Source organism: Streptomyces sp. NPDC048415 (genome assembly GCF_040651675.1).
Taxonomy (GTDB): Bacteria; Actinomycetota; Actinomycetes; order Streptomycetales; family Streptomycetaceae; genus Streptomyces.
In genome coordinates, this window is sequence record NZ_JBEZKJ010000014.1 from 13,943 (window position 1) to 39,408 (window position 25,466).

General features: G+C 69.6%; 21 protein-coding genes and 1 pseudogene. 9 read left to right on the top strand and 13 right to left on the bottom strand.

The features are described 5' to 3' along the window. Positions 1-68 precede the first annotated feature (68 nt). Positions 69-1,832 carry an aspartate--tRNA ligase gene (aspS, locus tag AB0D27_RS12590; protein WP_362506167.1) on the bottom strand — a complete coding sequence of 588 codons (1,764 nt, stop codon included), beginning with the start codon at positions 1,830-1,832 and terminating at the stop codon, positions 69-71. A 181-nt stretch (positions 1,833-2,013) separates the two neighbouring features. Here aspS and AB0D27_RS12595 point away from each other — a divergent pair, with 181 nt between their 5' ends. Next, positions 2,014-4,209, top strand: a complete 2,196-nt coding sequence (locus AB0D27_RS12595) for a SpoIIE family protein phosphatase (RefSeq protein WP_362506170.1) — start codon at positions 2,014-2,016, stop codon at positions 4,207-4,209. On the opposite strand, the gene AB0D27_RS12600 is transcribed toward AB0D27_RS12595, so the two are convergent. The 4 genes from AB0D27_RS12600 to AB0D27_RS12615 form a co-directional block, all read right to left on the bottom strand. Further along, on the bottom strand, positions 4,182-5,225 hold the full coding sequence (locus AB0D27_RS12600) for an AI-2E family transporter (protein WP_362506173.1): 1,044 nt from the start codon (positions 5,223-5,225) through the stop codon (positions 4,182-4,184). The genes AB0D27_RS12595 and AB0D27_RS12600 overlap by 28 nt on opposite strands. A gap of 90 nt (positions 5,226-5,315) precedes the next feature. Further along, positions 5,316-6,104, bottom strand: coding sequence for a VOC family protein (locus tag AB0D27_RS12605; RefSeq protein WP_362506176.1), 789 nt, complete (start codon positions 6,102-6,104; stop codon positions 5,316-5,318). Between the two features lie 202 nt (positions 6,105-6,306). Then, a complete protein-coding gene (locus AB0D27_RS12610) occupies positions 6,307-7,278 on the bottom strand; it encodes a pirin family protein (RefSeq protein ID WP_362506179.1) in 972 nt (323 codons plus the stop codon). A 115-nt stretch (positions 7,279-7,393) separates the two neighbouring features. Then, positions 7,394-7,858, bottom strand: a complete 465-nt coding sequence (locus tag AB0D27_RS12615) for an SseB family protein (protein WP_362506181.1) — start codon at positions 7,856-7,858, stop codon at positions 7,394-7,396. A gap of 143 nt (positions 7,859-8,001) precedes the next feature. Here AB0D27_RS12615 and AB0D27_RS12620 point away from each other — a divergent pair, with 143 nt between their 5' ends. From AB0D27_RS12620 to AB0D27_RS12630, 3 genes are all read left to right on the top strand, one after another. Next, positions 8,002-9,828, top strand: coding sequence for an acyl-CoA dehydrogenase (locus AB0D27_RS12620; RefSeq protein WP_362506184.1), 1,827 nt, complete (start codon positions 8,002-8,004; stop codon positions 9,826-9,828). A 238-nt stretch (positions 9,829-10,066) separates the two neighbouring features. Next, a complete protein-coding gene (locus AB0D27_RS12625) occupies positions 10,067-11,362 on the top strand; it encodes a M18 family aminopeptidase (RefSeq protein WP_362506187.1) in 1,296 nt (431 codons plus the stop codon). Between the two features lie 204 nt (positions 11,363-11,566). Next, positions 11,567-11,815 (top strand): DUF6458 family protein, encoded by a 249-nt coding sequence (locus tag AB0D27_RS12630; RefSeq protein WP_362506190.1) that lies wholly within the window; start codon positions 11,567-11,569, stop codon positions 11,813-11,815. Here AB0D27_RS12630 and AB0D27_RS12635 read toward each other — a convergent pair whose 3' ends face one another. Further along, positions 11,816-13,627: an NHL domain-containing thioredoxin family protein gene (locus AB0D27_RS12635; RefSeq protein WP_362506193.1), complete on the bottom strand. Its 1,812-nt coding sequence runs from the start codon at positions 13,625-13,627 to the stop codon at positions 11,816-11,818. 178 nt (positions 13,628-13,805) lie between these two features. Next, positions 13,806-14,240, bottom strand: coding sequence for a cupin domain-containing protein (locus tag AB0D27_RS12640; protein WP_362506196.1), 435 nt, complete (start codon positions 14,238-14,240; stop codon positions 13,806-13,808). A gap of 52 nt (positions 14,241-14,292) precedes the next feature. Between AB0D27_RS12640 and AB0D27_RS12645 the strand changes: the two genes are divergently transcribed. Further along, entirely contained in the window at positions 14,293-15,327 is a 1,035-nt protein-coding gene (locus AB0D27_RS12645) for a helix-turn-helix domain-containing protein (RefSeq protein WP_362506199.1), read from the top strand. Then, positions 15,324-15,818 carry an LURP-one-related family protein gene (locus AB0D27_RS12650; RefSeq protein WP_362506202.1) on the top strand — a complete coding sequence of 165 codons (495 nt, stop codon included), beginning with the start codon at positions 15,324-15,326 and terminating at the stop codon, positions 15,816-15,818. Before AB0D27_RS12645 ends, AB0D27_RS12650 begins: the two co-directional genes overlap by 4 nt. Positions 15,819-15,828: 10 nt before the next feature. Here the strand turns inward: AB0D27_RS12650 and AB0D27_RS12655 are convergent, their stop codons facing one another. After that, entirely contained in the window at positions 15,829-16,647 is an 819-nt protein-coding gene (locus AB0D27_RS12655) for a carbon-nitrogen family hydrolase (RefSeq protein WP_362506205.1), read from the bottom strand. A gap of 154 nt (positions 16,648-16,801) precedes the next feature. On the opposite strand from AB0D27_RS12655, the gene AB0D27_RS12660 reads away from it, so the two are divergent. Beyond that, on the top strand, positions 16,802-17,626 hold the full coding sequence (locus tag AB0D27_RS12660) for a maleylpyruvate isomerase family mycothiol-dependent enzyme (RefSeq protein ID WP_362506208.1): 825 nt from the start codon (positions 16,802-16,804) through the stop codon (positions 17,624-17,626). Positions 17,627-17,774: 148 nt separating this feature from the next. Here the strand turns inward: AB0D27_RS12660 and AB0D27_RS12665 are convergent, their stop codons facing one another. Both AB0D27_RS12665 and AB0D27_RS12670 read right to left on the bottom strand, forming a co-directional pair. Next, positions 17,775-19,073 (bottom strand): MFS transporter, encoded by a 1,299-nt coding sequence (locus tag AB0D27_RS12665; RefSeq protein ID WP_362506211.1) that lies wholly within the window; start codon positions 19,071-19,073, stop codon positions 17,775-17,777. Next, positions 19,070-19,756: a GntR family transcriptional regulator gene (locus AB0D27_RS12670; RefSeq protein WP_362506214.1), complete on the bottom strand. Its 687-nt coding sequence runs from the start codon at positions 19,754-19,756 to the stop codon at positions 19,070-19,072. Before AB0D27_RS12670 ends, AB0D27_RS12665 begins: the two co-directional genes overlap by 4 nt. A 281-nt stretch (positions 19,757-20,037) precedes the next feature. On the opposite strand from AB0D27_RS12670, the gene AB0D27_RS12675 reads away from it, so the two are divergent. Continuing rightward, positions 20,038-20,934, top strand: a complete 897-nt coding sequence (locus AB0D27_RS12675) for a D-alanyl-D-alanine carboxypeptidase (RefSeq protein ID WP_362506217.1) — start codon at positions 20,038-20,040, stop codon at positions 20,932-20,934. A 184-nt stretch (positions 20,935-21,118) separates the two neighbouring features. Here AB0D27_RS12675 and AB0D27_RS12680 read toward each other — a convergent pair whose 3' ends face one another. Genes AB0D27_RS12680 through pdhA form a run of 3 tightly spaced genes read right to left on the bottom strand, consistent with a single transcriptional unit; the run spans position 21,119 to position 24,766 of the window. Further along, positions 21,119-22,567 carry a dihydrolipoamide acetyltransferase family protein gene (locus tag AB0D27_RS12680; RefSeq protein ID WP_362506220.1) on the bottom strand — a complete coding sequence of 483 codons (1,449 nt, stop codon included), beginning with the start codon at positions 22,565-22,567 and terminating at the stop codon, positions 21,119-21,121. A gap of 10 nt (positions 22,568-22,577) precedes the next feature. Continuing rightward, entirely contained in the window at positions 22,578-23,558 is a 981-nt protein-coding gene (locus AB0D27_RS12685) for an alpha-ketoacid dehydrogenase subunit beta (RefSeq protein ID WP_362506223.1), read from the bottom strand. Positions 23,559-23,560: 2 nt separating this feature from the next. Continuing rightward, a complete protein-coding gene (pdhA, locus tag AB0D27_RS12690) occupies positions 23,561-24,766 on the bottom strand; it encodes a pyruvate dehydrogenase (acetyl-transferring) E1 component subunit alpha (protein ID WP_362506226.1) in 1,206 nt (401 codons plus the stop codon). A 380-nt stretch (positions 24,767-25,146) separates the two neighbouring features. Between pdhA and AB0D27_RS12695 the strand changes: the two are divergent. Next, positions 25,147-25,438, top strand: a pseudogene (locus AB0D27_RS12695) (LuxR C-terminal-related transcriptional regulator). Positions 25,439-25,466 lie beyond the last annotated feature (28 nt).

Consider the following 25,466-nt stretch of genomic DNA (forward strand, 5'->3'; position numbering starts at 1 on the left):
TTTTGGCGCACGACGCGAAAGTGGCTCGGAACCGGTGTCGGTTCCGAGCCACTCCCGCCTACGAAGGGCTACTTCGGCTGCGGCTTCCGTACGGAGATGTGCAGCTCACGCAGACGGGCCTCGTCCAGCTCCGTGGGCGCGCCCATCATCAGGTCCTGCGCGTTGCCGTTGAGCGGGAACGCGATCGTCTCGCGGATGTTCGGCTCGTCCGCGAGGAGCATGACGATGCGGTCGACGCCCGGGGCAATGCCGCCGTGCGGCGGGGCGCCGAAGCGGAAGGCGCGGAGCATGCCGGCGAACTGTTCCTCGACGGTCTCCCGGTCGTAGCCCGCGATCTCGAAGGCCTTGAGCATGATCTCGGGCTCGTGGTTCCGGATCGCGCCGGAGGACAGCTCGACGCCGTTGCAGACGATGTCGTACTGCCATCCCAGGATGTCCAGCGGGTCCTGGGTCTCCAGGGCCTCGAGCCCGCCCTGCGGCATCGAGAAGGGGTTGTGCGAGAAGTCGATCTTGCCGGTCTCCTCGTCCTTCTCGTACATCGGGAAGTCGACGATCCAGCAGAAGCGGAAGACGTTCTCCTCGAAGTGCCCGGCACGCTTGGCGGCCTCGACCCGCACCGCGCCCATGATCTTCGATACCTCGTCGAACTCGCCCGCGCCGAAGAAGACCGCGTGGCCGGCCGACAGCGACAGGCGCTTGGTCAGCTCCGCGACGTTCTCCTCGGTGAGGAACTTCGCGATCGGGCCCGTCAGCGAGCCGTCCTCGGCGACCCGGACCCAGGCCAGGCCCTTCGCGCCCTGGGAGACCGCGAAGTCACCCAGCTGGTCGAAGAACTTCCGGGGCTGCGCGGACACGTCCGGCACCGGCAGGGCACGTACGTGCTGGCCCGCGAAGGCCTTGAACTCCGAGCCTTCGAAGATGTCGGTGATGTCGACGAGCTCGAGCTGGGCACGCAGGTCCGGCTTGTCGGAGCCGTACTTCAGCATCGCCTCGCGGAACGGGATGCGCGGGAAGGGGGAGGTGACGTGGCGGCCACGCCCGAACTCCTCGAACAGCTCCGTCATGAGCTTCTCGATCGGCTGGAAGACGTCCTCCTGCTCGACGAAGGACATCTCCACGTCGAGCTGGTAGAACTCGCCCGGCGAGCGGTCCGCGCGCGCGTCCTCGTCGCGGAAGCAGGGCGCGATCTGGAAGTAGCGGTCGAAGCCGGAGATCATCAGCAGCTGCTTGAACTGCTGCGGCGCCTGCGGCAGCGCGTAGAACTTGCCCGGGTTGAGGCGGGAGGGGACCACGAAGTCGCGCGCGCCCTCGGGGGAGGTGGCGCTGAGGATCGGGGTCGCCATCTCGTTGAAGCCCAGCGCCGTCATCTTGTGACGGATCGCGGAGATCACGGCCGTACGCAGCATGATGTTGCGGTGCATGCGCTCGCGGCGCAGGTCGAGGAAGCGGTACTCCAGGCGCCGCTCCTCGTTGACCCCGTCCTCGGCGTTGATCGTGAAGGGGAGCGGCTGGGCGGCGCCGAGCAGCTCCACCTCGCTCACCTCGACCTCGATCTCGCCGGTCGGCAGGTCCGGGTTCACGTTCTCCGCGCCACGCGAGACGACCCTGCCGTCGATGCGGACCGTCGACTCCTTGGAGACCTTGTCGAGGGCCTCGTAGGCGGGCGTGCCGGGGCGGGCGACGAGCTGCGTGATGCCGTAGTGATCGCGCAGATCGATGAAGAGGATGCCGCCCAGGTCTCGGCGATTGTGCAGCCAGCCGCTCAGCCGGACGTCGCTGTCGACGTCAGAGGCGCGGAGCTCGCCGCAGGTGTGGGACCTGTACCGATGCATCGTCGTTCATCCAGTCTTCGCGGATTGAGGGCAGACAGACCCGGATCTGCTCATCCGGGTCTGTTTCACGTGAAACGTCGGGGCCGAAGCCCGGACCTCCCAAGGGTACCGGCCACCCCAAGATCGCCATCGCCAATACTCTCGGTGGCAGCTACCAATCACCTCTTCTTACAGTGGGGCAATGCGCACTGGTGAGCCCCTGCCCGCCGTAGGAGGCGTCCTGACGGCTCTTGCGACCGGCCTGTGGCGGTGGGATGACGCCGCGGGGACCGTCACCGTGGACGCCGAGACCGCACGCATGCTCGGGCTGCCCGCCGAGCCGGCCACCCTCACCACCGCGGGCGTACGCGCCCGCCTCCACCCCGTCGACTGGAACGAGCTCGTCGGCGTTGTGCAGCTCGCCACCGCCGAGGACACGCTCGGCGAGGTCCGGGTGCGGATCATGGACGAACCCGGACGGGTGATCCGTACCGTGCGCAGCCGATTCAAGCCGACCTTCGATCCCGCCACCAGGACCTTCACGCTGACCGGCACCCTCCAGGAGGTGACCGAGCCGCCCCCGAGCGCCGCCGCGCGCACCCCCGTCACCGGCGACTGGCGCCGCTCACGCGAGGCGTTCCTGCTGGACGCGGGGCGGGCCCTGGCCGAGGCACGGTCCACGGCGGAGGTGCTGCGGGTCGCGGCGGGGCTGTCGATGCCCGGGTTCTCGCCGGACGGACTCGCCGTCTTCGGTGCGGAGGCCGACCGGCTGACGATCATCGGCCACCACGGGCAGCAGCCGGGGGACGAAGGGCCCTTCTCGCACATGTCGCTGTCCACGGACTATCCGGCCGCGGAGGTCGTCCGTACGGGCCGGGCGGTCTATCTGTCCTCCCCGGAGGAGTACAAGGAGCGCTATCCGGTCTCCTGGCCGCTCGCCCAGCACTTCGGGCGGCAGTCCTGGGCGTTCCTTCCACTCACCGTCGCGGGCCGCACGATGGGCGCGTGGATGGCGGCCTTCACGTACCCCGTCACCTTCACACCCGACGAGCGCTCGGTCCTCACCACCGTCGCCCGCATGCTCGCGCAGGCCCTCTCGCGCGCCGGGGCCGCCGAGACCGAGCGGGAGCTGACCGACGGCCTGCAGCGCTCGATGATGCCCACGCTGGGCCCCCGGATACCGGGCATGAGCGTCGCCGCGCGCTATGTCCCCACCGGCGGCGGCCTCCAGGTCGGCGGCGACTGGTACGACATGATCCCGCTCCCCACCGGCCGCTTCGCCCTGGTCATCGGTGACGTCCAGGGCCACGACGTCCGTGCGGCGGGGCTGATGGGCCAGCTCCGCATCGCCCTGCGCGCATACGCCTCCGAGGGCCACCGCCCGGACGCGGTGCTCTCCCGGGCCTCGCGCTTCCTGTACGGCGTCACGGACTCGGTGACGTACGGATCGAGCGGCGGCGCGGAGAACGCGGACGACGGGGAGAGCGGCGGCGCGGACAACCCGGACAACGGGGAGAGCGGCGACCTTCGCTTCGCGACCTGCCTGTACGTCGAGGTCGACCCGGCGACCGGGACGCTCGACATCGCCCGCGCCGGGCACCCGGACCCCGCGATACGCATGGCCGACGGGACGGTGCTGATGCGGCCGACCGCGGGCGGGCTGCCGCTCGGCATCGACCCGGACGCCGACTACCCGACCACCCGGCTCGTCCTGGAACCCGGCGAGACCATGCTGATCTGCACCGACGGGCTCATCGAGACCGGCGGCCACGACCTCGACACCGGCTGGCGCCGCATCCGCCGCACCCTCGAAGCGCACGACGGCGACATGGAGTCCCTCGCCGACGCGCTCGTCCAGGCCGTGCACGGGCCCTCCTCGCACCACACCACCGGGCCGCTGGCCGACCGGCGCGAGGACGACATAGCGGTGCTGCTGCTGTGCCGGCAGGGCGAGGGGTGCGGCCGCGGCGCCACGGTCAGGGCCGTACGGCCGAGGGTGCGCCGCACGATGCTGACCGTGGCGCAGGCCGAGCCCGAGCGGATCGCCGGAGCCCGCCAGCAGCTGCGCGAACTCCTCCACGACTGGGCCTCCGAGGACCAGTGCGACTCCGCCGTCCTGCTCGTCTCCGAGATCGTCACCAACGTTCTCGTGCACACCGACGCCGACGCGCTGCTCGTCGCCGAGGTGACCGGCGAGCCGGGCAAACGCCGGATGCGGGTCGAGGTCACCGACGCCAGCGACGACCTGCCGCACCGGCGCCACCCCGGGGAGCTGGCGTCCTCCGGACGCGGGCTGGTGTTCATGGAACTCCTCGCGGACGCGTGGGGCGTCGACCCGCGGGGTGAGGGCAAGAGCATCTGGTTCGAGTTCTACGAGGCGTCGGCGCCCGGGGCGTAACGGCCGCGCAGCTCGGACAGGACCCCGAACGCCGCCGCCGTCAGCGGTACGGCGAGCAGCATGCCCAGAATCCCGGCGACGGACGCGCCCGCCGTGATCGCCAGCATCACCAGCGCCGGGTGCATCTGCACGGTCCGGCTCTGGATCATCGGCTGGAGCACATGCCCCTCCAGAACCTGCACGGCGAGGACGACCCCGAGCGCCCACAGCGCGATGACGAACCCGCGGTCCGCCAGCGCGACCAGCACCGCCACCGCGCCGGAGATGAACGCGCCGAGATAGGGGATGAACGCCCCCACGAAGACCAGCGCGCCGAGCCCCACCGCGCCCGGGACCCGCAGGATCAGCAGCCCGACGGTGATGCAGAGGGCGTCGATCAGCGCGATGACCGTCGTCCCGCGCATGAACCCCTCGACGGCCTCGAACGCACGGCGGGCCATCGCCTCGACGGTGTCGGCGCTCCCACGCGGCGCGAGCGCTCTGAGCGTGTCGGCCGCCCGGTGCGAGTCCCGCAGGAAGAAGAAGACGAGCAGCAGGGCGAGTACGGCCATGGCGATGGACTCGCCCACGATGCTCACACCACTGATGACATTGGACACGGCCGTGCCGCCGAACTTGGTCAGCAGCTCCTTGGCGTTGGAGGCCAGATCGTCCAGCGAGGTCCCCGCCGCCCCGAAGTGCTCGGCGAGGGACTGCCCCGCCTGCTTGAGCGAGTCGACGATCTGGTCCCCGGTGTCGATGAGTGCGGCAACGACGATGTAGACGGCGCCGCCCGCCACGACGACCACCGCGACACAGGTGAGCCCGGCGGCCAGCGATCGGTTGACCCGCATCCGCACCAGCCGCCGGTACAGCGGCCCGAGCAGCGCGGTCCCCAGCAGCGCGAGCAGCACCGGCACCACCGCCGTACGGAGCTCTCCGCACAGCACGATCGCCACCCATCCCACACCGGCGACAAGCAGAACCACGGCACACCAGGCGGCCAGCCGCCGGGCACCTTCGGGGAGTAGCTGCACGTTTCCACCCGAACACGCGCCGGGCGGGCCGTCCTGCGGGGAGGCCCGCCCGGGTGACGCAGCGTCAGCGACCGGCGTTACGCGGCTCGGTCAGGCCGTGGCGCTCGTGAGGACGGCGAAGGGCGCTCCGAACGGGTCGAGGAACATGGCAAGGCGGCCGACGCCCTCGGCGTCGACGGCCGGGATGATGACCGTCGCGCCCAGCTCCTGAGCCCTGGCCACCACGGCGTCGCAGTCCTCGACCTCGAAGTACGGGTGCCATTCGGAGGATGAGCCGCGCCGCATGTGCTCCTCCGGGAGCTGCATGATCCCGCCGTGCATGGTCGTCTCGCCACCGCCCGCGGGCCCGGCGATGGAGTAGACGACGTCCGGGCCCATGGGCATGTCCCGCGTGTCCCAGGACAGGACCGTGCGATAGAAGTCCTTCGCCGCCGCGGCGTCCGTGGTGTAGAGCTCGATCCAGCTGAGGGTGCCTGGCTCGTTGACGACCTCCAGGCCGTCCATGTCGCGGGCTTCCCACACGGCGAACTCGGCGCCCGTCGGGTCGGTGAAGCCGGCCATCCGCCCCTCGGTGAAGACGTCCGTGGGCGGGAAGCGGACCGAGCCGCCGGCCTGTTCCACCGCCTTCGCGGTGGCGTCGGCGTCCAGGGTGCGGAAGTAGACCGTCCAGGCGGACGAGGCCCCCTCCTCGGTCAGCGGGCCGACGGCGGCCAGGGTCCTGCCGTCCTTCTGCAGGAAGCCGTAGCCCCCGGCCTCCGGTCCCGCGGACTGGAACCGCCAGCCGAACGTGCCCTCGTAGAAGGCGACGGCCGCGTCGATGTCCGGTGTCCCCAGGTCGAGCCAGTTCGGGCCGCCCGGAACGTTCGTCGAGGTGAGCATCAGACGCTCCTAGCAAGTGAGTTGTGACTGGCCCGGAAGAGCCGGGGTGCGATGACCGCGCCGACACGCCTGCCCGACAAGCTACCCGCGGAGCCCCGCGCGAGCATGCCGAACAACGTGCGCGAGCCCCACCCGCGCGCGCACGGGTAAGCCCCGTCCGTTTCGCCGGACGGGGCTTTGCCGTGACTCACCTGACGGAGGCTTACAGACCGCCCTCGGACATCCCGTGCACGGCCGGGATCGTCCCGAGCCGGCCCTTCTGGAAGTCGTCGAAGGCCTGCTGGAGTTCTTCGCGGGTGTTCATCACGAAGGGGCCGTAGTGGGCCATGGGCTCACGGATGGGCCGGCCGCCGAGGAGGACGACCTCGAGGTCCGGGGTGTTGGAGTCCTGCTGCTCGTCCGCGCGGACGGTCAGCGAGGAGCCCGCGCCGAAGACGGCGGTCTGGCCGGTGTGGACCGCGCGGCGGTCCGTGCCGACCGAGCCACGTCCGGCGAGGACGTACGCGAGACCGTTGAAGTCCTCGCGCCACGGGAGCGTCAGCTCGGCGCCGGGCGCCAGGGTCGCGTGGACCATGGTGATCGGCGTGTGCGTGATGCCCGGGCCCTGGTGACCGTCGAGCTCACCGGCGATGACGCGCAGCAGCGCGCCGCCGTCGGGGGTGCTCAGCAGCTGCACCGTGCCACCGCGGATGTCCTGGTAGCGCGGGGCCATCATCTTGTCCTTGGCCGGGAGGTTCACCCACAGCTGGAGGCCGTGGAAGAGGCCGCCGGACATGACGAGGGCCTCCGGCGGCGCCTCGATGTGCAGGAGGCCCGAGCCCGCAGTCATCCACTGGGTGTCACCGTTGGTGATGGTGCCGCCGCCACCGTTGGAGTCCTGGTGGTCGAAAATCCCGTCGATGATGTAGGTCACGGTCTCGAAGCCGCGGTGGGGGTGCCAGGGGGTGCCCTTGGGCTCTCCCGGCGCGTACTCCACCTCGCCCATCTGGTCCATCATGATGAACGGGTCGAGGTGGCGGTAGTTGATCCCGGCGAACGCACGGCGGACCGGGAAGCCCTCACCCTCGAAGCCGCTCGGCGCGGTCGCCACGGCCAGCACGGGACGGGCCACGGCGTCGGCCGGCGCGACCACACGGGGCAGGGTCAGCGGGTTCTCGACGGTCACTGCAGGCATGTCGGTACCTCCTTGTGCTTCGAGGTTAGTTGATTGTTGAACTTTCTGCTACCCGTAACGACGAACGCCCGGAGGGCATTCCCTCCGGGCGTCCGGGATGTCGCAGGGCGAAGAGCTAGCCGTACATACGGCGCATCGCGAAGTCCACCATCTGCTCCACGGCCTTCGCGTCGAAGACCATCCGGTGCTCGCCCTCCATGTCGAGGACGAAGCCGTAGCCGGTCGGCAGCAGATCGATCACCTCGGCGCCGGTGATCACGAAGTACTTGGACTCCTTGCCGGCGTACCGGCGCAGCTCCTTGAGCGAGGTGAACATGGGGATGACCGGCTGCTGGGTGTTGTGCAGCGCGAGGAAGCCGGGGTTGTCGCCGCGTGGGCAGTACACCTTGGAGGTGGCGAAGACCTGCTGGAAGTCCTCCGCGGACATCGATCCCGTGGTGAACGCGCGGACCGCGTCCGCGAGGGACGGCGGGGACGGCTCGGGGTACAGCGGCGGCTGCTGGCCGTACCCGCCCGGCATCTGCTGCTGCGGCGGGACGTATCCCTGCTGGGCGCCTGCGCTCTGGTCGTAGCCGTACATGCGTCAAAGAGTAGTGGGCCACATATGGACCATCAGGGGTTGATTCTTATTACTGACGGGTAGCATCATCGTAGCTACTTGTTGGTACGTGAACTAGGTGCGAGGAATCAGTGCCTCGCCGATCCCTTAACGGAGCCGTCGCCATGGGGCACTACAAGTCGAATCTCCGCGACATCGAGTTCAACCTCTTCGAGGTGCTCGGGCGCGACAAGCTGTACGGCACCGGCCCGTTCGCGGAGATGGACACCGATACCGCCAAGAGCATCCTCGAGGAGCTGACGCGCCTCTCGGAGAACGAACTGGCGGAGTCGTTCGCGGACGCCGACCGCAACCCCCCGGTCTTCGACCCGGAGACCAACACCGCTCCCGTACCGGCGTCCTTCAAGAAGTCGTACAAGGCCTTCATGGACTCCGAGTACTGGCGTCTGGGGCTGCCCGAGGAGATCGGCGGTACGACCGCACCCCCGTCCCTGATCTGGGCATACGCGGAGCTGATCCTCGGCGCGAACCCGGCCGTGTGGATGTACTCCTCGGGCCCCGCCTTCGCCGGCATCCTCTTCGACGAGGGCAACGACGTACAGAAGAAGATCGCGCAGATCGCGGTCGAGCGGACCTGGGGTTCGACCATGGTCCTCACCGAGCCCGACGCGGGTTCCGACGTGGGCGCCGGCCGCACCAAGGCGATCCAGCAGGAGGACGGCTCCTGGCACATCGAGGGCGTGAAGCGGTTCATCACGTCCGGTGAGCACGACATGGAGGAGAACATCCTCCACTACGTCCTCGCCCGCCCCGAGGGCCACGGCCCCGGCACCAAGGGCCTGTCCCTCTTCCTCGTCCCGAAGTACCTCTTCGACTTCGAGACCGGCGAGCTGGGCGAGCGCAACGGCGTGTACGCGACGAACGTCGAGCACAAGATGGGCCTGAAGGCCTCCAACACCTGCGAGATGACCTTCGGCGACCGTCACCCCGCAAAGGGCTGGCTGATCGGCGACAAGCACGACGGCATCCGCCAGATGTTCCGCATCATCGAGTTCGCCCGCATGATGGTCGGCACGAAGGCGATCTCCACGCTGTCGACGGGCTACCTGAACGCGCTAGAGTACGCCAAGGAGCGCGTCCAGGGCCCGGACCTCGCGAACTTCATGGACAAGGCCGCGCCCAAGGTCACCGTCACGCACCACCCGGACGTGCGCCGCTCACTGATGACGCAGAAGGCGTACGCGGAGGGCATGCGTGCCCTTGTGCTGCACACCGCGGCCGTCCAGGACGAGATCGCGCTCCAGTCGGCCGCGGGCGAGGATGTCAGCGCCCTGCACGCGCTGAACGACCTGCTCCTGCCGATCGTCAAGGGCTACGGCTCCGAGAAGGGCTACGAGCAGCTCGCGCAGTCCCTGCAGACCTTCGGCGGCTCCGGCTTCCTGCAGGAGTACCCGATCGAGCAGTACATCCGCGACGCCAAGATCGACACCCTGTACGAGGGCACGACCGCCATCCAGGGCCAGGACTTCTTCTTCCGGAAGATCGTCCGCAACCAGGGCGCGGCGCTGAACTCGCTGGCCGAGGACATCAAGAAGTTCCTGGCGCTCGGCACCGGCGGCGAGGAGCTGTCCGCCGCCCGCGAGCAGCTCGCCAAGGCGGCCGTCGAGCTGGAGGCCATCGTCGGCCTGATGCTCACCGACCTCGCGGCCACCGAGCAGGACGTCAAGAACATCTACAAGGTCGGCCTGAACACCACCCGCCTGCTGCTCGCCTCCGGCGACGTGGTCGTCGGCTACCTGCTGCTGCGCGGTGCGGCGGTCGCCGCCGAGAAGCTGGAGACCGCGTCCGCCAAGGACAAGCCCTTCTACACCGGCAAGATCGCGGCCGCGAAGTTCTTCGCCGCCAACGTCCTGCCCGGCGTCACCGGCGCCCGCGAGCTCGCCGAGGGCGTGGAGCTGGACCTGATGGAGCTGGACGAGGCGGCGTTCTAGGGCGTACGCCTTCCAGGCCACCACCGGCGGCCCGTTTCCGGATGTGATGTCCGGGGGCGGGCCGCCGTCGGTGGAGGGGGTCTCCCCTGCTCGAACGGAGTTGAGAGCTTGGGGAAGGGGGGCAAGATCAACGACGCCGACTGCTCGGGCCGGGATGGCTGATCCCTTCACATCCCCCTTACGACGGGCCGTTCCCCATCGCCGGGAGCGGGCCGCCGTGCGTCGTTAAGGTGAACCCATGAGCACACCCTCCCGCTTCGATCGCGGCCACACCGACGACCTCATGACCTTCCTGTCGGCGAGCCCGACGCCGTACCACGCGGTGGTGAACGCCGCCGAGCGGTTGGAGAAGGCCGGATTCCGTCAGGTTGCCGAGACCGACGCGTGGGAGGGGACGAGCGGCGGGAAGTACGTGCTGCGCGGCGGCGCGATCATCGCCTGGTACGTGCCGGAGGGCGCCGCGACGCACACCCCGTTCCGGATCGTGGGCGCGCACACCGACTCCCCGAACCTTCGGGTGAAGCCGCTGCCGGACAGCGGGGCGCACGGCTGGCGGCAGGTCGCAGTGGAGGTCTACGGCGGGCCGCTGCTGAACTCCTGGCTGGACCGGGACCTGGGCCTGGCGGGACGCCTGTCGCTGAGAGACGGTTCGACGCGCCTGGTGAACATCGACCGCGCCCTGCTGCGCGTGCCCCAGCTCGCCGTCCACCTGGACCGTTCCGTCTCCACCGAGGGGCTCAAGCTCGACAAGCAGCGTCATCTGCAGCCCATCTGGGGGCTCGGCGATCCTCGTGAAGGCGATCTGATCGCCTTCCTTGAGGAGGAGGAGGGGCTGGCCGCGGGCGAGGTCACCGGCTGGGACCTGATGCCCCACTCCATCGAGCGGCCCTCCTACCTCGGCCGCGACAAGGAGCTGCTGGCCGGGCCCCGGATGGACAACCTGCTGTCCGTGCACGCGGGTACGGCCGCCCTCGCCGCGGTCGCCGCGGCCGACTCCGGGCTCCCCTACATCCCCGTGCTCGCCGCCTTCGACCATGAGGAGAACGGCTCGCAGAGCGACACCGGCGCCGACGGGCCGCTGCTCGGCAGCGTGCTCGAGCGCTCGGTGTTCGCGCGCGGCGGCTCGTACGAGGACCGGGCGCGCGCCTTCGCCGGCACCGTCTGTCTGTCCTCCGACACGGGCCACGCCGTCCACCCCAACTACGCCGAGCGGCACGACCCGACGCACCACCCGCGCGCCAACGGCGGCCCCATCCTCAAGGTGAACGTCAACAACCGTTACGCCACCGACGGTTCGGGCCGCTCCCTCTTCGCCGCCGCCTGCGAGAAGGCCGGCGTGCCGTTCCAGTCGTTCGTCTCCAACAACTCCATGCCCTGCGGCACCACCATCGGCCCCATCACCGCGGCCCGGCACGGCATCAAGACCGTCGACATCGGCGTGGCCATCCTCTCCATGCACAGCGCCCGCGAACTCTGCGGCGCCGACGACCCGTTCCTGCTGGCCAACGCGCTGGTGGCGTTTTTGGAGGGATAGTCCCCCCCTTGTCCTCGTCGGCGAAGGTCTCCGGCCGCGTCGAGGTGTGCGCCGGCGGCGCGTGGCAGCCGCTCGCCCGTGTGACGGTGACCGAGATCTGGACTACGTCGACGTGAAGTGAGCGATCCGCTTCGCATGGTGCGCGGGGTCACGGGTACTCGGGCTCCTGCCCGGAACACCTGTACGGGCAGGGAGGCGAGACTCATGGGCCTGGGAGGATGCATCATCCTCATCGCTGCGGGAGCGATTCTTACGTTCGCGACCGACTGGAACATGAAGGGGGTCAACCTCGATCTGGTCGGCGTCATCTTCATGATCGTGGGGCTGATCGGCGTGGCGACCTTCAGCAGCATCGCCCGGCGGAGGCGAGTGGTCGTACCGCCCACCACCCCGGTGGTCGAAGAGGACCGACCGCAGCACCGGGGCGGCTACAGCGACGGATACGGCGTCTAGTCAGCCGTCGCCGTCCATCCCCGCGAGGACGAGCGGCAGCCGGTCCGCCCCCGACTCGGTGAGGCGGACCGGCACACCCCAGTCCTGCTGGTGGACATGGCAGGCCGGGTAGTCGTTGTCAGGGGCGTCGTCGCAGGACGCCGCCATCGCGGAGACATGCAGAACACCCTCCGTGACGGCCGGGTTCAGCTCGAGGGCGCGGGTGAGATCGGTGCCCGCGCCCTCGCCGCTGAGCAGCAGCTCGGGAGGAGTCGAGGAGACGAGCAGTCGGGTCGAGGGGCCGTACCGGGTGTCCAGCTTCTGGCCTGCCGGGGCCTGGAAGATGACGTCCAACCGGAGGTGACCTGGGGCCACTTCGGTGGCCGCGCGCCGGGTGCGGTGGGCGACCGACTCGACCCGTACGGCCTCCTCGGGGAGCCGCAGCCGGGTCAGCCGGTGACGGGCCGACTCGACGACCACGATGTCGTCCCCGACGAGCACCGCGTCGCTCGGCTCCCGCAAGTCCGTGGCCAATGTGGTCACTTCGCCGGTGGCCGGGTCGTAGCGGCGCAGGGCGTGGTTGTACGTGTCGCTGACCGCGACCGAGCCGTCGGGAAGGGCGGTGACGCCCAACGGGTGCTGCAGCAGCGCCTGTTCGGCCGGGCCGTCGCGGTGCCCGAAGTCGAAGAGCCCGGTGCCGACGGCGGTGTGCACGACTGAGTCGAGGTCGACCCAGCGCAGCGCGGAGGTCTCGGAGTCGGCCAGCCAGAGCCGGTCGGCGGTGGCGGCGAGACCTGACGGCTGCGCGAACCAGGCCTCGGCGCCGGGTCCGTCCACCAGTCCCTCGTTCGTCGTGCCGGCCGCGACTGCGACGCTCGCGTCGGCCGGGTCGTACGCCCACAACTGGTGAACCCCGGCCATGGCGATCCACACCCGGCCGCCGAAGACGGCCACGTCCCACGGCGAGGACAGGTCCACCTCGCGCGCGGGGCCGGACGTCGGCGAACCCTGCCACCACTGGCGGCCTGTTCCCGCGAGGGTCGTGACCTCGCCGGTCGCGAGATCCAGCCTCCGCAGGGCGTGGTTGACGGTGTCCGCGACGACGACCGAGCCGTCGTCGAGCAGGGCGAGCCCCTGCGGCTCGCTGAACCCGGCCGCGTCGGCCGAGCCGTCCACGAACCCCCGTACGCCGGATCCGATTCGCCTTATGACGGACTCGCCGTCGGCCGCCAGCTCCACCAGCTGGTGCCGGGTGGTGTCACTGACCAGGAAGTTCCCGTCCGGCAGGGCGAGCGCCTTGCCGGGGAAGCGCAGCACGGTCGGCTCGGGTTCGGGCGCCACGTACGGCCCGTCGCCGCGCCGCAGCGTTCCCTTCGCCGTGTGCTCGGCCTCCAGCTCCTCCACCAGTCGGGCGATCGCGTGCGCGTGCCCCTCACCGGCGTGCTGCGCGACCACGTATCCCTCGGGATCGATCACGACGAGCGTCGGCCAGGCCCGTACGGCGTACTGCTTCCAGGTCGCGAGTTCCGGGTCGTCCAGCACCGGATGCTCCACCCCGTACCGCTCCACGGCGTCGACGACCGCCTGGTGCTCGGCCTCGTGCACGAACTTCGGCGAGTGCACCCCGATGATCACCACCGTGTCCCGGTGCTTCTCCTCCAGCTCCCGCAACTCGTCCAGGACGTGCAGACAGTTCACACAACAAAATGTCCAAAAATCAACGATTACGATGCGGCCTCGTAGATCAGCGAGACCGAGCTGTCCACCGCCTGTGTTGATCCAGCCGCCCTTACCCGTGAGTTCAGGGGCCCGGACACGTGCTCGCTTTGCCATGGATGAAGCGAACCACAAACCCCTGCGCGCTATTCCGCCCGCCCTTCCCCAGCCCAGATGATCCATAGTCGTCTCTCGGGATCGAACCGCCGCCGCCGTCGCCCCTCGGCCCGCGCGACCGAGACACACTCGAGTTGCTCACTCTGTGAACGGACAGCGGAGTCGAGGACAAATGAACTCAGCTCAACGCGTGCCCCGTTGTGGCGTCCACATGGTCCGGGACCTTGTCGTGCCGGTCGCCGACGGTGAGCGTGCCCGTGGGCTCGAACATCAGGATCGCGGCGCCGTCCGCGGCGGACGGCTTGTGTTGCGTGCCGCGCGGGACGGTGAAGACCGAGCCCTTGGGGAGGGTCACCGTGCGTTCGCCGTCCGCCTCGCGGAGCGCGATGGTCAGCTCGCCCTCGAGCACCAGGAAGAACTCGTCCGTGTGGTCGTGCACGTGCCAGACGTGCTCACCCTCGACCTTCGCGACGCGTACGTCGTAGTCGTTGACGGAGGTGACGATGCGGGGACTCCACAGGTCGGTGAAGGACGCGAGGGCGGTGGAGAGGGAGACCGGTTCGCCGCGCTGTGCGGGCCGGCTGGGCGTGTCCTGGCTGGGTTCGCTGGTCATAGGGAGATCCTCGGCGGTGGCCGGGGCGTGCCGCGAGTGCTAGAAATCGCATATGCCGCAAGGATCCTCTCAGCCCTCTTCCGTCGGTGCGCGTCGGCCGGAGAGTTCCGCAGGACGTGCGCACCGCGTCGTCCTCGTCGTCGACGAGAACTCGAACCCCTTCGAGATGAGCTGCGCGATCGAGGTCTTCGGGTTGCGCAGACCCGAACTCGGCCGTGAGCTCTACGACTTCCGGCTGTGCGCGGCCGACCCGCGGACCCGGATGCGGGACGGCTTCTTCACTCTCACCGATGTCGCCGGGCTCGACGCGGTCGAGGAGGCGGACACGCTGATCGTGCCGAACCGTCCCGACACCGAGGCCCCCCGCTCCCCGCTCGTCCTGGACGCCGTACGCCGGGCGCACGCGCGGGGCGCCCGGCTCATCGGCTTCTGCTCCGGCGCGTTCACGATCGCGGAGGCCGGGCTGCTGGACGGGCGGCGGGCGGCCTGCCACTGGATGTGGGCGGAGTCCTTCCGCACGCGTTTTCCGCGAGTGCGGCTCGAGCCGGACGTGCTCTTCGTGGACGACGGGGACATCCTCACCGCGTCGGGCAGCGCGTCCGCGCTGGACCTGGGGCTGCACGTCGTCCGGCGCGATCACGGCGCCGAGATCGCCAACGCGGTGTCCCGGCGGCTCGTGTTCGCCGCCCACAGGGACGGCGGCCAGCGCCAGTTCGTCGAGCGGCCCGTGCCCGACGTACCGGACGAGTCCCTCGCGCCGCTGCTGGCCTGGGCGCAGGAGCGGCTCGGCGAACCGCTGACGGTGGTGGAGCTCGCGGCCCGCGCGGCGGTCAGCCCGGCCACCCTGCACCGGCGCTTCCGCGCACAGCTCGGCACGACGCCGCTGGCGTGGCTGACCGGTGAGCGGGTCGCGCTGGCCTGCCGGCTCATCGAGCGCGGGGAGGAACGGCTCGACGTGGTGGCGGACCGCAGCGGTCTCGGCACCGCCGCGAACCTGCGGGCGCGGCTGCGCCGGGCGACCGGACTCAGTCCGTCGGCCTACCGGCGGCGTTTCGGACCGCCCGCCGGGGAAGCGGTGATGGCATGAGATACCTCGTACGCGACCGGCTGCTGGGCTTCGGCGACGACTACTGGATCGAGGACGACCACGGCAACGAGGTCTTCTTCGTCGACGGCAAGGCCATGCGGCTGCGGGACACCTTCGAGCTCAAGGACACACAGGGGCGAGTGCTGATCGACATCCACCAGAAGATGCTCGCCCTGCGCGACACGATGATCATCGAGCGGGACGGCAGCCCCCTGGCGACCATCAAGCGCAAGCGCCTGTCGCTGCTCCGCAACCACTACCGCGTCTGTCTCGTCGACGGCACCGAACTCGACGTCAGCGGCAAGATCCTCGACCGCGAGTTCGCCATCGACTACGACAACGAGCTCCTCGCCCAGATCTCCCGCCGATGGCTTCACCTCCGCGAGACATACGGCGTGGACGTCGTACGCGACGACGCGGATCCCGCGCTGCTGATCGCGGTGGCGGTATGCGTGATCCATTTGTCCGAGAAGGAGCGAGGGGAGGACTGACCTACGTAGGTCAGCGACGCGGGACCTCGAGGCCCAGCACGCGGTCCTTCAGCGCCGGGAACTGCTCACGCGTGGTGGCGACCTTCGCCGGGTCGAACTCCACCGTGAGGATCTCCTCCCCGGAGCCGGCCTCGGCAAGGACCTCCCCCCACGGATCGACCACGATCGAGTGACCGGCCTGGGGAACTCCCGCATGCGTACCGGCCGTTCCACACGCGAGCACGAACGCCTGGTTCTCCACAGCCCGCGCTCGCGCGAGCAGCGTCCAGTGCGAGCGCCGTCGCTCGGGCCACCCGGCCGGGATGACGAGCGTCTCGGCGCCCGCGTCGACAAGCCCCCGGAACAGCTCGGGGAAACGGAGGTCGTAGCACGTGGCGAGACCCACCACCGTTTCCGGCAGCCGCGCCGTCACCAGCTCCGACCCGGCCCCCATCAGCACGGCCTCACCCTTGTCGAAGCCGAAGCGGTGGATCTTTCGGTAGGCGGCTGCGAGTGCACCGGCGGGCGAGAAGACGAGGGAGGTGTTGTAGAGCGGCCCCTCATCAGCGGCGGAGCCGCTGTCAGATGCCGTGCGCTCGGGGATCGAGCCCGCGTGCAGCCACACGCCCGCGTCACTCGCCGCCTTGGCCATCACCTCGTACGTGGGCCCCTCCAGCGGCTCGGCCTGCGCCCCGAACCTCTCGTATGCGAACGCGCCGGTCGTCCACAGCTCGGGCAGCACCACGAGATCGACTCCGGCTTGTTCTCGTACCAGAGCCGCCACCCGCTGCCTGCGCGAATCGACCGATTCACGCTCGTTTACGTCGATCTGGAGGAGAGAGGCGCGCACAGTACCACCGTCCTGGCATTCGAGCCGTCCATACGGGCCTACGATCGTCACACGAAAGCACTGCCGGGGTGCCTCACAGCAGCGTAACTTAGCGTCCCAAGACACCCGCTGACTGTGCACTGCCCGCGTCCAACCGCCCGAGGGGTCCCGTTCCGTGAGTCTGCATCCCAGCCTTCAGTCCTACGCCGACGCCTGGACCCACTCGATCGAAGCGATATCCGAGCTGGTGCAGCCGCTTGTGGAAGGCGAGTGGAACCGGCGGACCCCCTGCCCCGGCTGGTCCGTCCGCGACCTCGTCTCCCACGTCATCGGTCTCGACTGCGAGATGCTCGGCGATCCCCGGCCCATCCACACGCTCCCCCGTGACCTGTACCACGTGACCAACGAGCACCAGCGGTACATGGAGATGCAGGTCGACGTACGACGTCACCACACCGCACCGGAGATGACCTCCGAGCTGGAGTACACGATCATCCGCCGCAACCGTCAGCTGCGGAACGAGTCCCGGCAGCCCGGCACCAAGATGCGCGGCCCGCTCAGCACCGAGATCACCCTCGAACAGGCCATGCGCAACCACGCATTCGACGTCTGGGCGCACGAGCAGGACCTGCGCGCCGCGCTCGGCCGGCCGGGCAACCTCGACTCCCCGGGCGCGCTCGTCGCCCGCGACGAACTCCTCGCCGCGCTGCCGAAGGTGGTCGCCAAGGACGCGGGCGCTCCCGCGAACTCCGCGGTCGTCTTCGACGTCCACGGGCCCGTCGAGTTCCTCCGCACGGTCCGCGTCGACGCCGAGGGGCGCGGCTCGATAGACGGCGCGCCCTCCCTCGGCCCCGCCGCCACCCTCGCCCTCGACTGGGAGACCTTCGTCCGCCTCACCTGCGGCCGCGTGCACGCTGACGCCGTGTCCGACCGCATCAAGGCGGAGGGCGACCCCGACCTGACGGCAGCGATCCTGAGGAACCTAGCGGTGACGTCGTAGCGGAGATTTCAGCCCGTCGTGGGGGTCCCCCCGCTCGAGCGAAGCCGAGAGTGGGGGAGTTTGAGGACGAGCACGAAGCGCGATGGAGGGTCTGGGGGCGGAGCCCCCAGGTACGGGAAAGGGTAGGGGCGGAGGGGGCGAAAACCCCCTAGGCCGGCACGTGCACCGTCTCCACCCGGCTGGCCACCAACCGCTCCCGCTCCCTCCGGTCGGCCTGCTTCCGCAGCCGGAAGATCTGACTGAGGCCAACCGCCTGGAGAACGAACACCGCGGCGAACGCGATCCGGTAGTTGTCCCCGGTCGCGTCGAGCAGCACCCCGATCGCCAGCAGCGTCGTCATGGAGGCGACGAAGCCGCCCATGTTGGTGATGCCCGACGCGGTCCCCTGCCGCTCGGGCGGATTCGCGGGCCTGGCGAAGTCGAAGCCGAGCATGGAAGCCGGTCCACAGGCCCCCAGCACCGTGCACAGCACGACGAGCAACCACATGGGCGCGTGCGCGGAGGGGTAGGCCAAGGTGGCCGCCCACACAGCCGCGGTCGCGGACACCGTGCCCAGCGCCAGCGGCAGCCGCGCCGCGTGATGCCGGGCGACGATCTGCCCGTACACCAGCCCGACCACCATGTTGGAGAGCACGACGAGCGTCAGCAGCTCACCGGCCGTCGCCCGCGACAGCCCCTGTGCCTCGACCAGGAACGGCAGGCCCCACAGCAGCAGGAACACCATCGCCGGGAACTGCGTGGTGAAGTGCACCCACATCCCGAGCCGCGTCCCGGGCTCCCGCCAGGACGCGACGATCTGACGGCGGACGTACGCGGCCCCTTGGTGCGGGAACGGTTCCGGCTCGTGCCCCTCGGGGTGGTCCTTCAGGAACAGCAGCAGGAGTACGAGGACGACCACACCGGCCGCCGCGCTGCCGGCGAACGCCGCCGTCCAGCCCACCCCGTGCAGCAGCCGCGCGATGACGAGGGTCGAGACCAGGTTGCCCGCCATTCCGGCCAGGCCGGCGAGCTGCGCGACGAGCGGCCCGCGCCGCGCCGGGAACCACCGCGTACCCAGCCGCAGCACGCTGATGAACGTCATCGCGTCACCGCAGCCCAGCAGCGCGCGCGAGGCGAGCGCCGTGCCGTACGACGGGGAGAACGCGAAGCCCAGCTGCCCCGCCGTGAACAGCAGGACGCCGATGGTCAGCACCTTCTTGGTGCCGAGCCGGTCGACCAGCAGGCCGACCGGTATCTGCATGCCCGCGTACACGAGGAGCTGGAGGATCGAGAAGGTGGACAGGGCGGACGCGCCCACGTGGAAGCGGTCGGCGGCGTCGATCCCGGCCACCCCCAGTGACGTACGGAAGATGACGGCGACGAAGTAGACGGAGACGCCTATGCCCCAGACGGCGAGGGCGCGCCGGCCGCCGGGCGGGTCCCCGGGAAGCGTGGCCGAGGAGTTCATCGGACCTCGCCCCGCGCCAGGTTGGAGAACCAGCTGACGTGCCCGTGGATGAGGCCGACGACCGCCTCGGCGTCACCGGAGCGCAGCGCCTGGAGGATCTGCTCGTGCTCGGTGAGCGTCTTGGTGATCCGGTCGGGGTGGGCGTGCATCACGGCGACGCCCATCCTCAACTGCCGGTCGCGGAGCTGGTCGTAGAGCCGGGAGAGGATCTCGTTGCCGCCGCTGCGGACGATCTCGGCGTGGAAGCAGCGGTCGGTGACGGCGGCGGCGGCCAGATCACCGGCGGCGGCCTGCTCCTTCTGCTGGGCGAGCAGCTCCTCCAGCCGGGCGATCAGCTGCGGCGACGCCGGTACGGCCTTCCGCGCCGCGTGCTCCTCGACGAGCTGCCGGGTCTCCACCACGTCCGCGATCTCCTGCGCCGAGACGGGCAGGACGAGGGCGCCCTTCTTCGGGTAGAGCTTGATCAGCCCCTCGACCTCGAGCCGGAGCAGCGCCTCGCGCACCGGCGTGCGGGAGACGCCGACCGCGTCGGCGAGCTCGCCCTCGGTGAGCAGCGTCCCGCCCTCGTACCGGCGTTCCAGGACGCCTTGCTTGACGTGCGCGTAGACGCGTTCGGCGGCGGGCGGTTGCTTCAACGGCTGCCGCACGGGCTGGCTGGTGGGCGCGGGTGGTGCAGAGGGCATGCGCACATCATAGATACAACACGTACGCATGGTGGCGCCTGTTCCAGAATGCGGACCACGGGCGCCGCGTCGGGACCACGGGCGCCGCGCCAGGATCACGGGCGCCGTTCGGGACCACGGGCGGCCGTTCAGGACTCCGCGAGCCACTCCATGTAACCCACGTCACATAACCCCCACCCTTTCGGCGTACATCCCTTTGCGCGTCTCGCGAGTCCGTACGTGAGACGGCACTCCCATGTGCCGTTCTCCCAGGGGCATTTCGCGCATTCGGAGCGTTCATTTTGATTACCGGCATTAAGGGCACGCGTTTCCGCAGGGCCGCCGCTGTGACCGTCACGACCGGCGCCGTGCTGGCGGCCGGAGCCTTCGGCGCGGCACCCGCGGGCGCCGTGACCACGCCCACGATCGCCGCCAAGGGCGGCTATGTGATGAACAACGGCACGGCCACGACCCTCTACACCAAGGCCGCAGACACCCGGCGTTCCACCGGGTCCACCACCAAGATCATGACGGCCAAGGTGGTTCTGGCTCAGTCGAACCTCAACCTGGACGCCAAGGTCACGATCCAGAAGGCCTACAGCGACTACGTAGTCGCCAACAACGCCTCCCAGGCCCACCTGATCGTCGGCGACAAGGTCACCGTCCGCCAGCTCCTGTACGGGCTGATGCTGCCGTCCGGCTGCGACGCCGCATACGCGCTCGCCGACAAGTACGGCTCGGGCACGACCCGCGCCGCCCGCGTGAAGTCGTTCATCGGCAAGATGAACGCCGCCGCGACGAGCCTGCACCTGACGAACACGCACTTCGACTCGTTCGACGGCATCGGCAACGGCTCCAACTACTCGACGCCGCGCGACCTGACGAAGATCGCGAGCAGCGCGATGAAGAACACCACGTTCCAGACGGTCGTGAAGACGAAGTCGTACACGGCGAAGACCATCACGAGCACCGGCAGCACCCGCACCATGGCGGCCTGGACCAACACCAACGGTCTGCTCAGCAGTTACAGCGGCGCCATCGGCGTGAAGACCGGCTCCGGCCCGGAGGCCGGATACTGCCTCGTCTTCGCCGCCACCCGCAACGGCAAAACGGTCATCGGTACGGTCCTGTCCTCGACGTCGATCCCCGCGCGCGAGTCGGACGCGACGAAGCTGATGAACTACGCCTTCGCCAAGTAGTCCGAGGCGTACGGGACCCGGTCCCGGCATACGACGAAGGGGGCCCGCCGCTCATCCGGCGGCGGGCCCCCTTCGTCGTACGTGCACCGTTCTTCGGTGACAGTTCGGTCGTCACCGCGTCCACGATGGCTGACTGTGAACCTCACACGGGGCCGCCTCTCGGAGACGGCCCCGTGTCCGTGGTTCACCCCCAGGTGATCAGCCGCTTGGGCTGTTCCAGGATCGCCGCCACGTCGGCGAGCACCTTGGAGCCCAGCTCTCCGTCGACCAGGCGGTGGTCGAAGGAGAGGGCCAGCGTGGTGACCTGGCGGGGCTTGACCTTGCCCTTGTGGACCCAGGGCTGGAGCTTGATGGCTCCGACGGCGAGGATCGCGGCCTCGCCGGGGTTGAGGATCGGCGTGCCGGTGTCGATGCCGAAGACGCCGACGTTGGTGATGGTGACCGTGCCGCCCTGCATCGCCGCCGGGGAGGTCTTGCCCTCGCGAGCCGTGGCCACCAACTCGCCGAGGGACTCGGCGAGTTGGGGCAGGGTCTTGGCGTGGGCGTCCTTGATGTTCGGGACGATCAGACCGCGGGGTGTGGCGGCGGCGATGCCCAGGTTCACGTAGTGCTTGAGCACGATCTCCTGGTTGGCCTCGTCCCACGACGCGTTGACGTCCGGGTTGCGCTTGACCGCGACCAGGAGGGCCTTGGCGATGAGGAGCAGCGGGTTGACCCGCAGGCCCTGCAGCCCGTAGCTGTCGGGGGCCTGCTTCAGTTCCTCGACGAGCTTCATCGTGCGCGTCACGTCGACCGTCACGAACTCGGTGACATGCGGCGCGGTGAACGCCGAGCCGATCATCGCCGCGGCCGTCGCCTTGCGGACGCCCTTGACCGGGATACGGGTCTCCCGCGCCGCGTCGTGGGTGGCGACCGGCGCAGGCGCCTGGACCTGAGCGGGAGCGGGGGTGAACGGGGGCGCGGCCACTGTGGGCTGCTGCGGGGCGGGAGCCACCGCCGCGTGCACGTCCTCACGCGTGATGATGCCGTCCGGGCCCGACGGGGTGATCGTCGCGAGGTCCACCCCGAGGTCCTTGGCGAGCTTGCGGACCGGGGGCTTGGCGAGCGGGCGCTGCTGGGTGGTGTGCCCAGGCCCGTGTCCGTTGAGCTCGCCCTGGATCGCGGTGGCCGCGTAGAGCGTCTCGGGCTGCTGGGCCGGGATCTCGGCGCTCTTGCGGGGGCGGCGCTTGGTGGAGGACTCGGCGACGCCGTACCCGACGAGGACCGGCGTGCGGCCCTCGGGCTTGGGCTCCTCGGCGGCGGGAGCCTCGGCAACGGAGGCTTGCTGGACGGGCTCCTGGACCGGGGCTTCCTCGGCGGCCGCGCCTCCGGCCACGTCCACCGCGATGATCACCTGGCCGACGTCCACCGTCGTCCCCTCGGGGAAGTGGAGGTGGCGCACCACACCGTCATAGGGGATGGGCAGTTCCACCGCCGCCTTGGCGGTCTCGACCTCACAGACGACCTGGCCGTCGGTGACCGTGTCACCGGGCTGGACGTACCACTTGAGGATCTCCGCCTCGGTGAGTCCCTCGCCCACGTCGGGCATCTTGAACTCGCGGAGCCCCGACGCGTTCTCAGTCATCGTCGTCACGACCCTCTCCTCAGTACGCCAGGGCGCGGTCGACGGCGTCGAGCACCCGGTCCAGGCCCGGGAGGTACTCGTCCTCCAGGCGGGCCGGCGGGTAGGGGGCGTGGTAGCCGCCGACTCGCAGGACGGGTGCCTCCAGGTGGTAGAAGCACCGCTCGGTGATCCGGGCGGCGATCTCCGCGCCCGTGCCGAGGAACACCGGTGCCTCGTGCACCACGACCAGGCGGCGGGTCTTCTCCACCGAGGCCTGGACGGAGTCGAAGTCGATGGGCGACATCGAGCGCAGGTCCAGGACCTCGATCGACTTGCCCTCCTCCTGGGCGGCCGCGGCGGCCTCCAGACATACCTTCACCATCGGACCGTAGGCGGCGAGCGTGAGGTCGCTGCCCTCACGCGCCACGCGCGCCTTGTGCAAGGGCCCCGGAATCGCGTCCTTGTTGACCTCGGACTTGTCCCAGTAACGCCGCTTCGGTTCGAAGAAGATCACCGGGTCGTCCGACTGGATGGCCTGCTGCATCATCCAGTACGCGTCGGAGGAGTTCGAGGGGGAGACGACCTTCAGGCCCGCCACGTGCGCGAAGAGCGCCTCGGGGGACTCGGAGTGGTGCTCGACGGCGCCGATGCCGCCGCCGTACGGGATGCGGATGACGACCGGCATCTTGATCTTGCCGAGGGCCCGGGCGTGCATCTTCGCGAGCTGGGTGACGATCTGGTCGTAGGCGGGGAAGACGAATCCGTCGAACTGAATCTCCACCACCGGGCGGTAGCCGCGCAGCGCGAGGCCGATCGCGGTGCCGACGATGCCCGACTCGGCGAGAGGGGTGTCGATGACCCGGTTCTCACCGAAATCCTTCTGCAGGCCGTCGGTGACCCGGAAGACACCGCCGAGCTTGCCGACGTCCTCACCCATGATGAGGACCTTGGGGTCGGTGTCCAGGGCCGTGCGCAGCGACTCGTTGATCGCCTTGGCCAGCGCCATCTTCTCTGCCGCCATCGCTACTTGCCCTCCCCTTCAACCGCTGAGTCCGCGAACGACGCCTGGTAGGCGGCGAACTGGGCCCGCTCCTCGTCGACGAGCGCGTGCCCGTCCGCGTACACGTTCTCGAAGATGGCGAAGTGGTCCGGGTCCGGCATGGCCCGGACGACTTCGCGTACTCGTTTGCCCAACGCTTCGCTCTCGGCTTCGAGTTCCGCGAAAAATCCCTCGTCCGCGTGGTTTGAGGCTTCGAGATACGTGCGCAGGCGCAGGATCGGGTCCTTCGCCTCCCACGACTCGGTCTCCTCGTCGGCCCGGTACTTGGTCGGGTCGTCGGAGGTGGTGTGCGCGCCCATGCGGTAGGTGTACGCCTCGACGAGGGTCGGGCCCTCGCCCCGGCGGGCCCGCTCCAGCGCCCACTTGGTGACGGCCAGGCAGGCCAGCACGTCATTGCCGTCGACGCGGACGCCGGGGAAGCCGTAGCCCTGCGCGCGCTGGTAGAGCGGGACGCGGGTCTGCTTCTCGGTCGGCTCGGAGATCGCCCACTGGTTGTTCTGGCAGAAGAACACGACGGGCGCGTTGTAGACCGCGGAGAAGGTGAACGATTCGGCGACGTCGCCCTGGCTGGAGGCGCCGTCCCCGAAGTACGCGATCACGGCCGAGTCGGCGCCGTCCTTGGCGACGCCCATGGCGTAGCCGGTGGCGTGCAGCGTCTGCGAGCCGATGACGATCGTGTAGAGGTGGAAGTTGTTGCTGTTCGGGTCCCAGCCGCCGTTGTTCACACCCCGGAACATGCCGAGCAGGTTCGTCGGGTCCACCCCGCGGCACCAGGCGACGCCGTGCTCACGGTAGGTCGGGAAGACGTAGTCGTCCTCGCGGGTGGCGCGCCCGGAACCGATCTGGGCGGCCTCCTGGCCGAGCAGCGAGGCCCACAGGCCCAGCTCGCCCTGGCGCTGCAGGGAGGTGGCCTCGGCGTCGAAGCGGCGGGTCAGCACCATGTCCCGGTACAGGCCGCGCAGCTCGTCGGGGGTGATGTCGGCCACGTACGGGTCGTACTCGGCGTCCTTGACCCGCTTGCCTTCCGGGGTCAACAGCTGAACAAGTTCGGGCCCGGCGCCCGGGGACTCCTTGGCGGCCGCGCCGGCGCGCTTGCTCGCGACGCTCTTCGCGCCGGTCGTCCCGGCGCTGCGTCGCGGCTTGCGCGCGGCAGTGCTCTCCACGGTCACGTGTGCTCCTCCGTCGGTCCGGCCCCCGGGATTGCCGGGTAACCAGTGCGGCTCGCCTCTTCCCGGTACCCGTGCACGGGGTGGGTGCCACTCGACCGGGAACAAGCATGACAGGTGCCCCGGCGAGCGCCCTGCAGCAGTCACGTTACCCAGTGCTTCACAATTCTGCGAAACCCCTCCTGACCTGGGATTTTGATAGGAAATCCAAGTACTTCCAAACTTGGGTTTCCTACTAAATCGACTCGGTCGGGAACAGCCGCTGGTCACAGCACTGGTCACAGCCTCGCAGGGGGCCGGAACACCGGCACGTTATCCCGCTCACCCCACGCACGGGAAGACTTCACTTGGAGCAGTGCCCATGATCGTGTGTCACTGACACCGTGCGTGAAAACGGGACAATCACCGTGTTTCTCCTCGACGATCATGAGGTGGTCCGCCGCGGAGTCCATGAGCTGCTCTCGGTCGAGGACGACAACGAGGTGGTCGGCGAGGCGGGTACTCGACCTGATCGGCGAAGGGCTCACCAATCGCGCGGTCGGGGAGCGGCTGTATCTCGCCGAGAAAACGATCAAGAATTACGTGTCGAGTCTGCTGTCCAGGCTGGGAATGGAACGGCGCTCTCAGGCGGCGGCATATGTGGCGCGGTTGCAGGCCGAGAATGAGCGGCACTGAGTTATTCCGGACTTATGGCCTCCCTTCG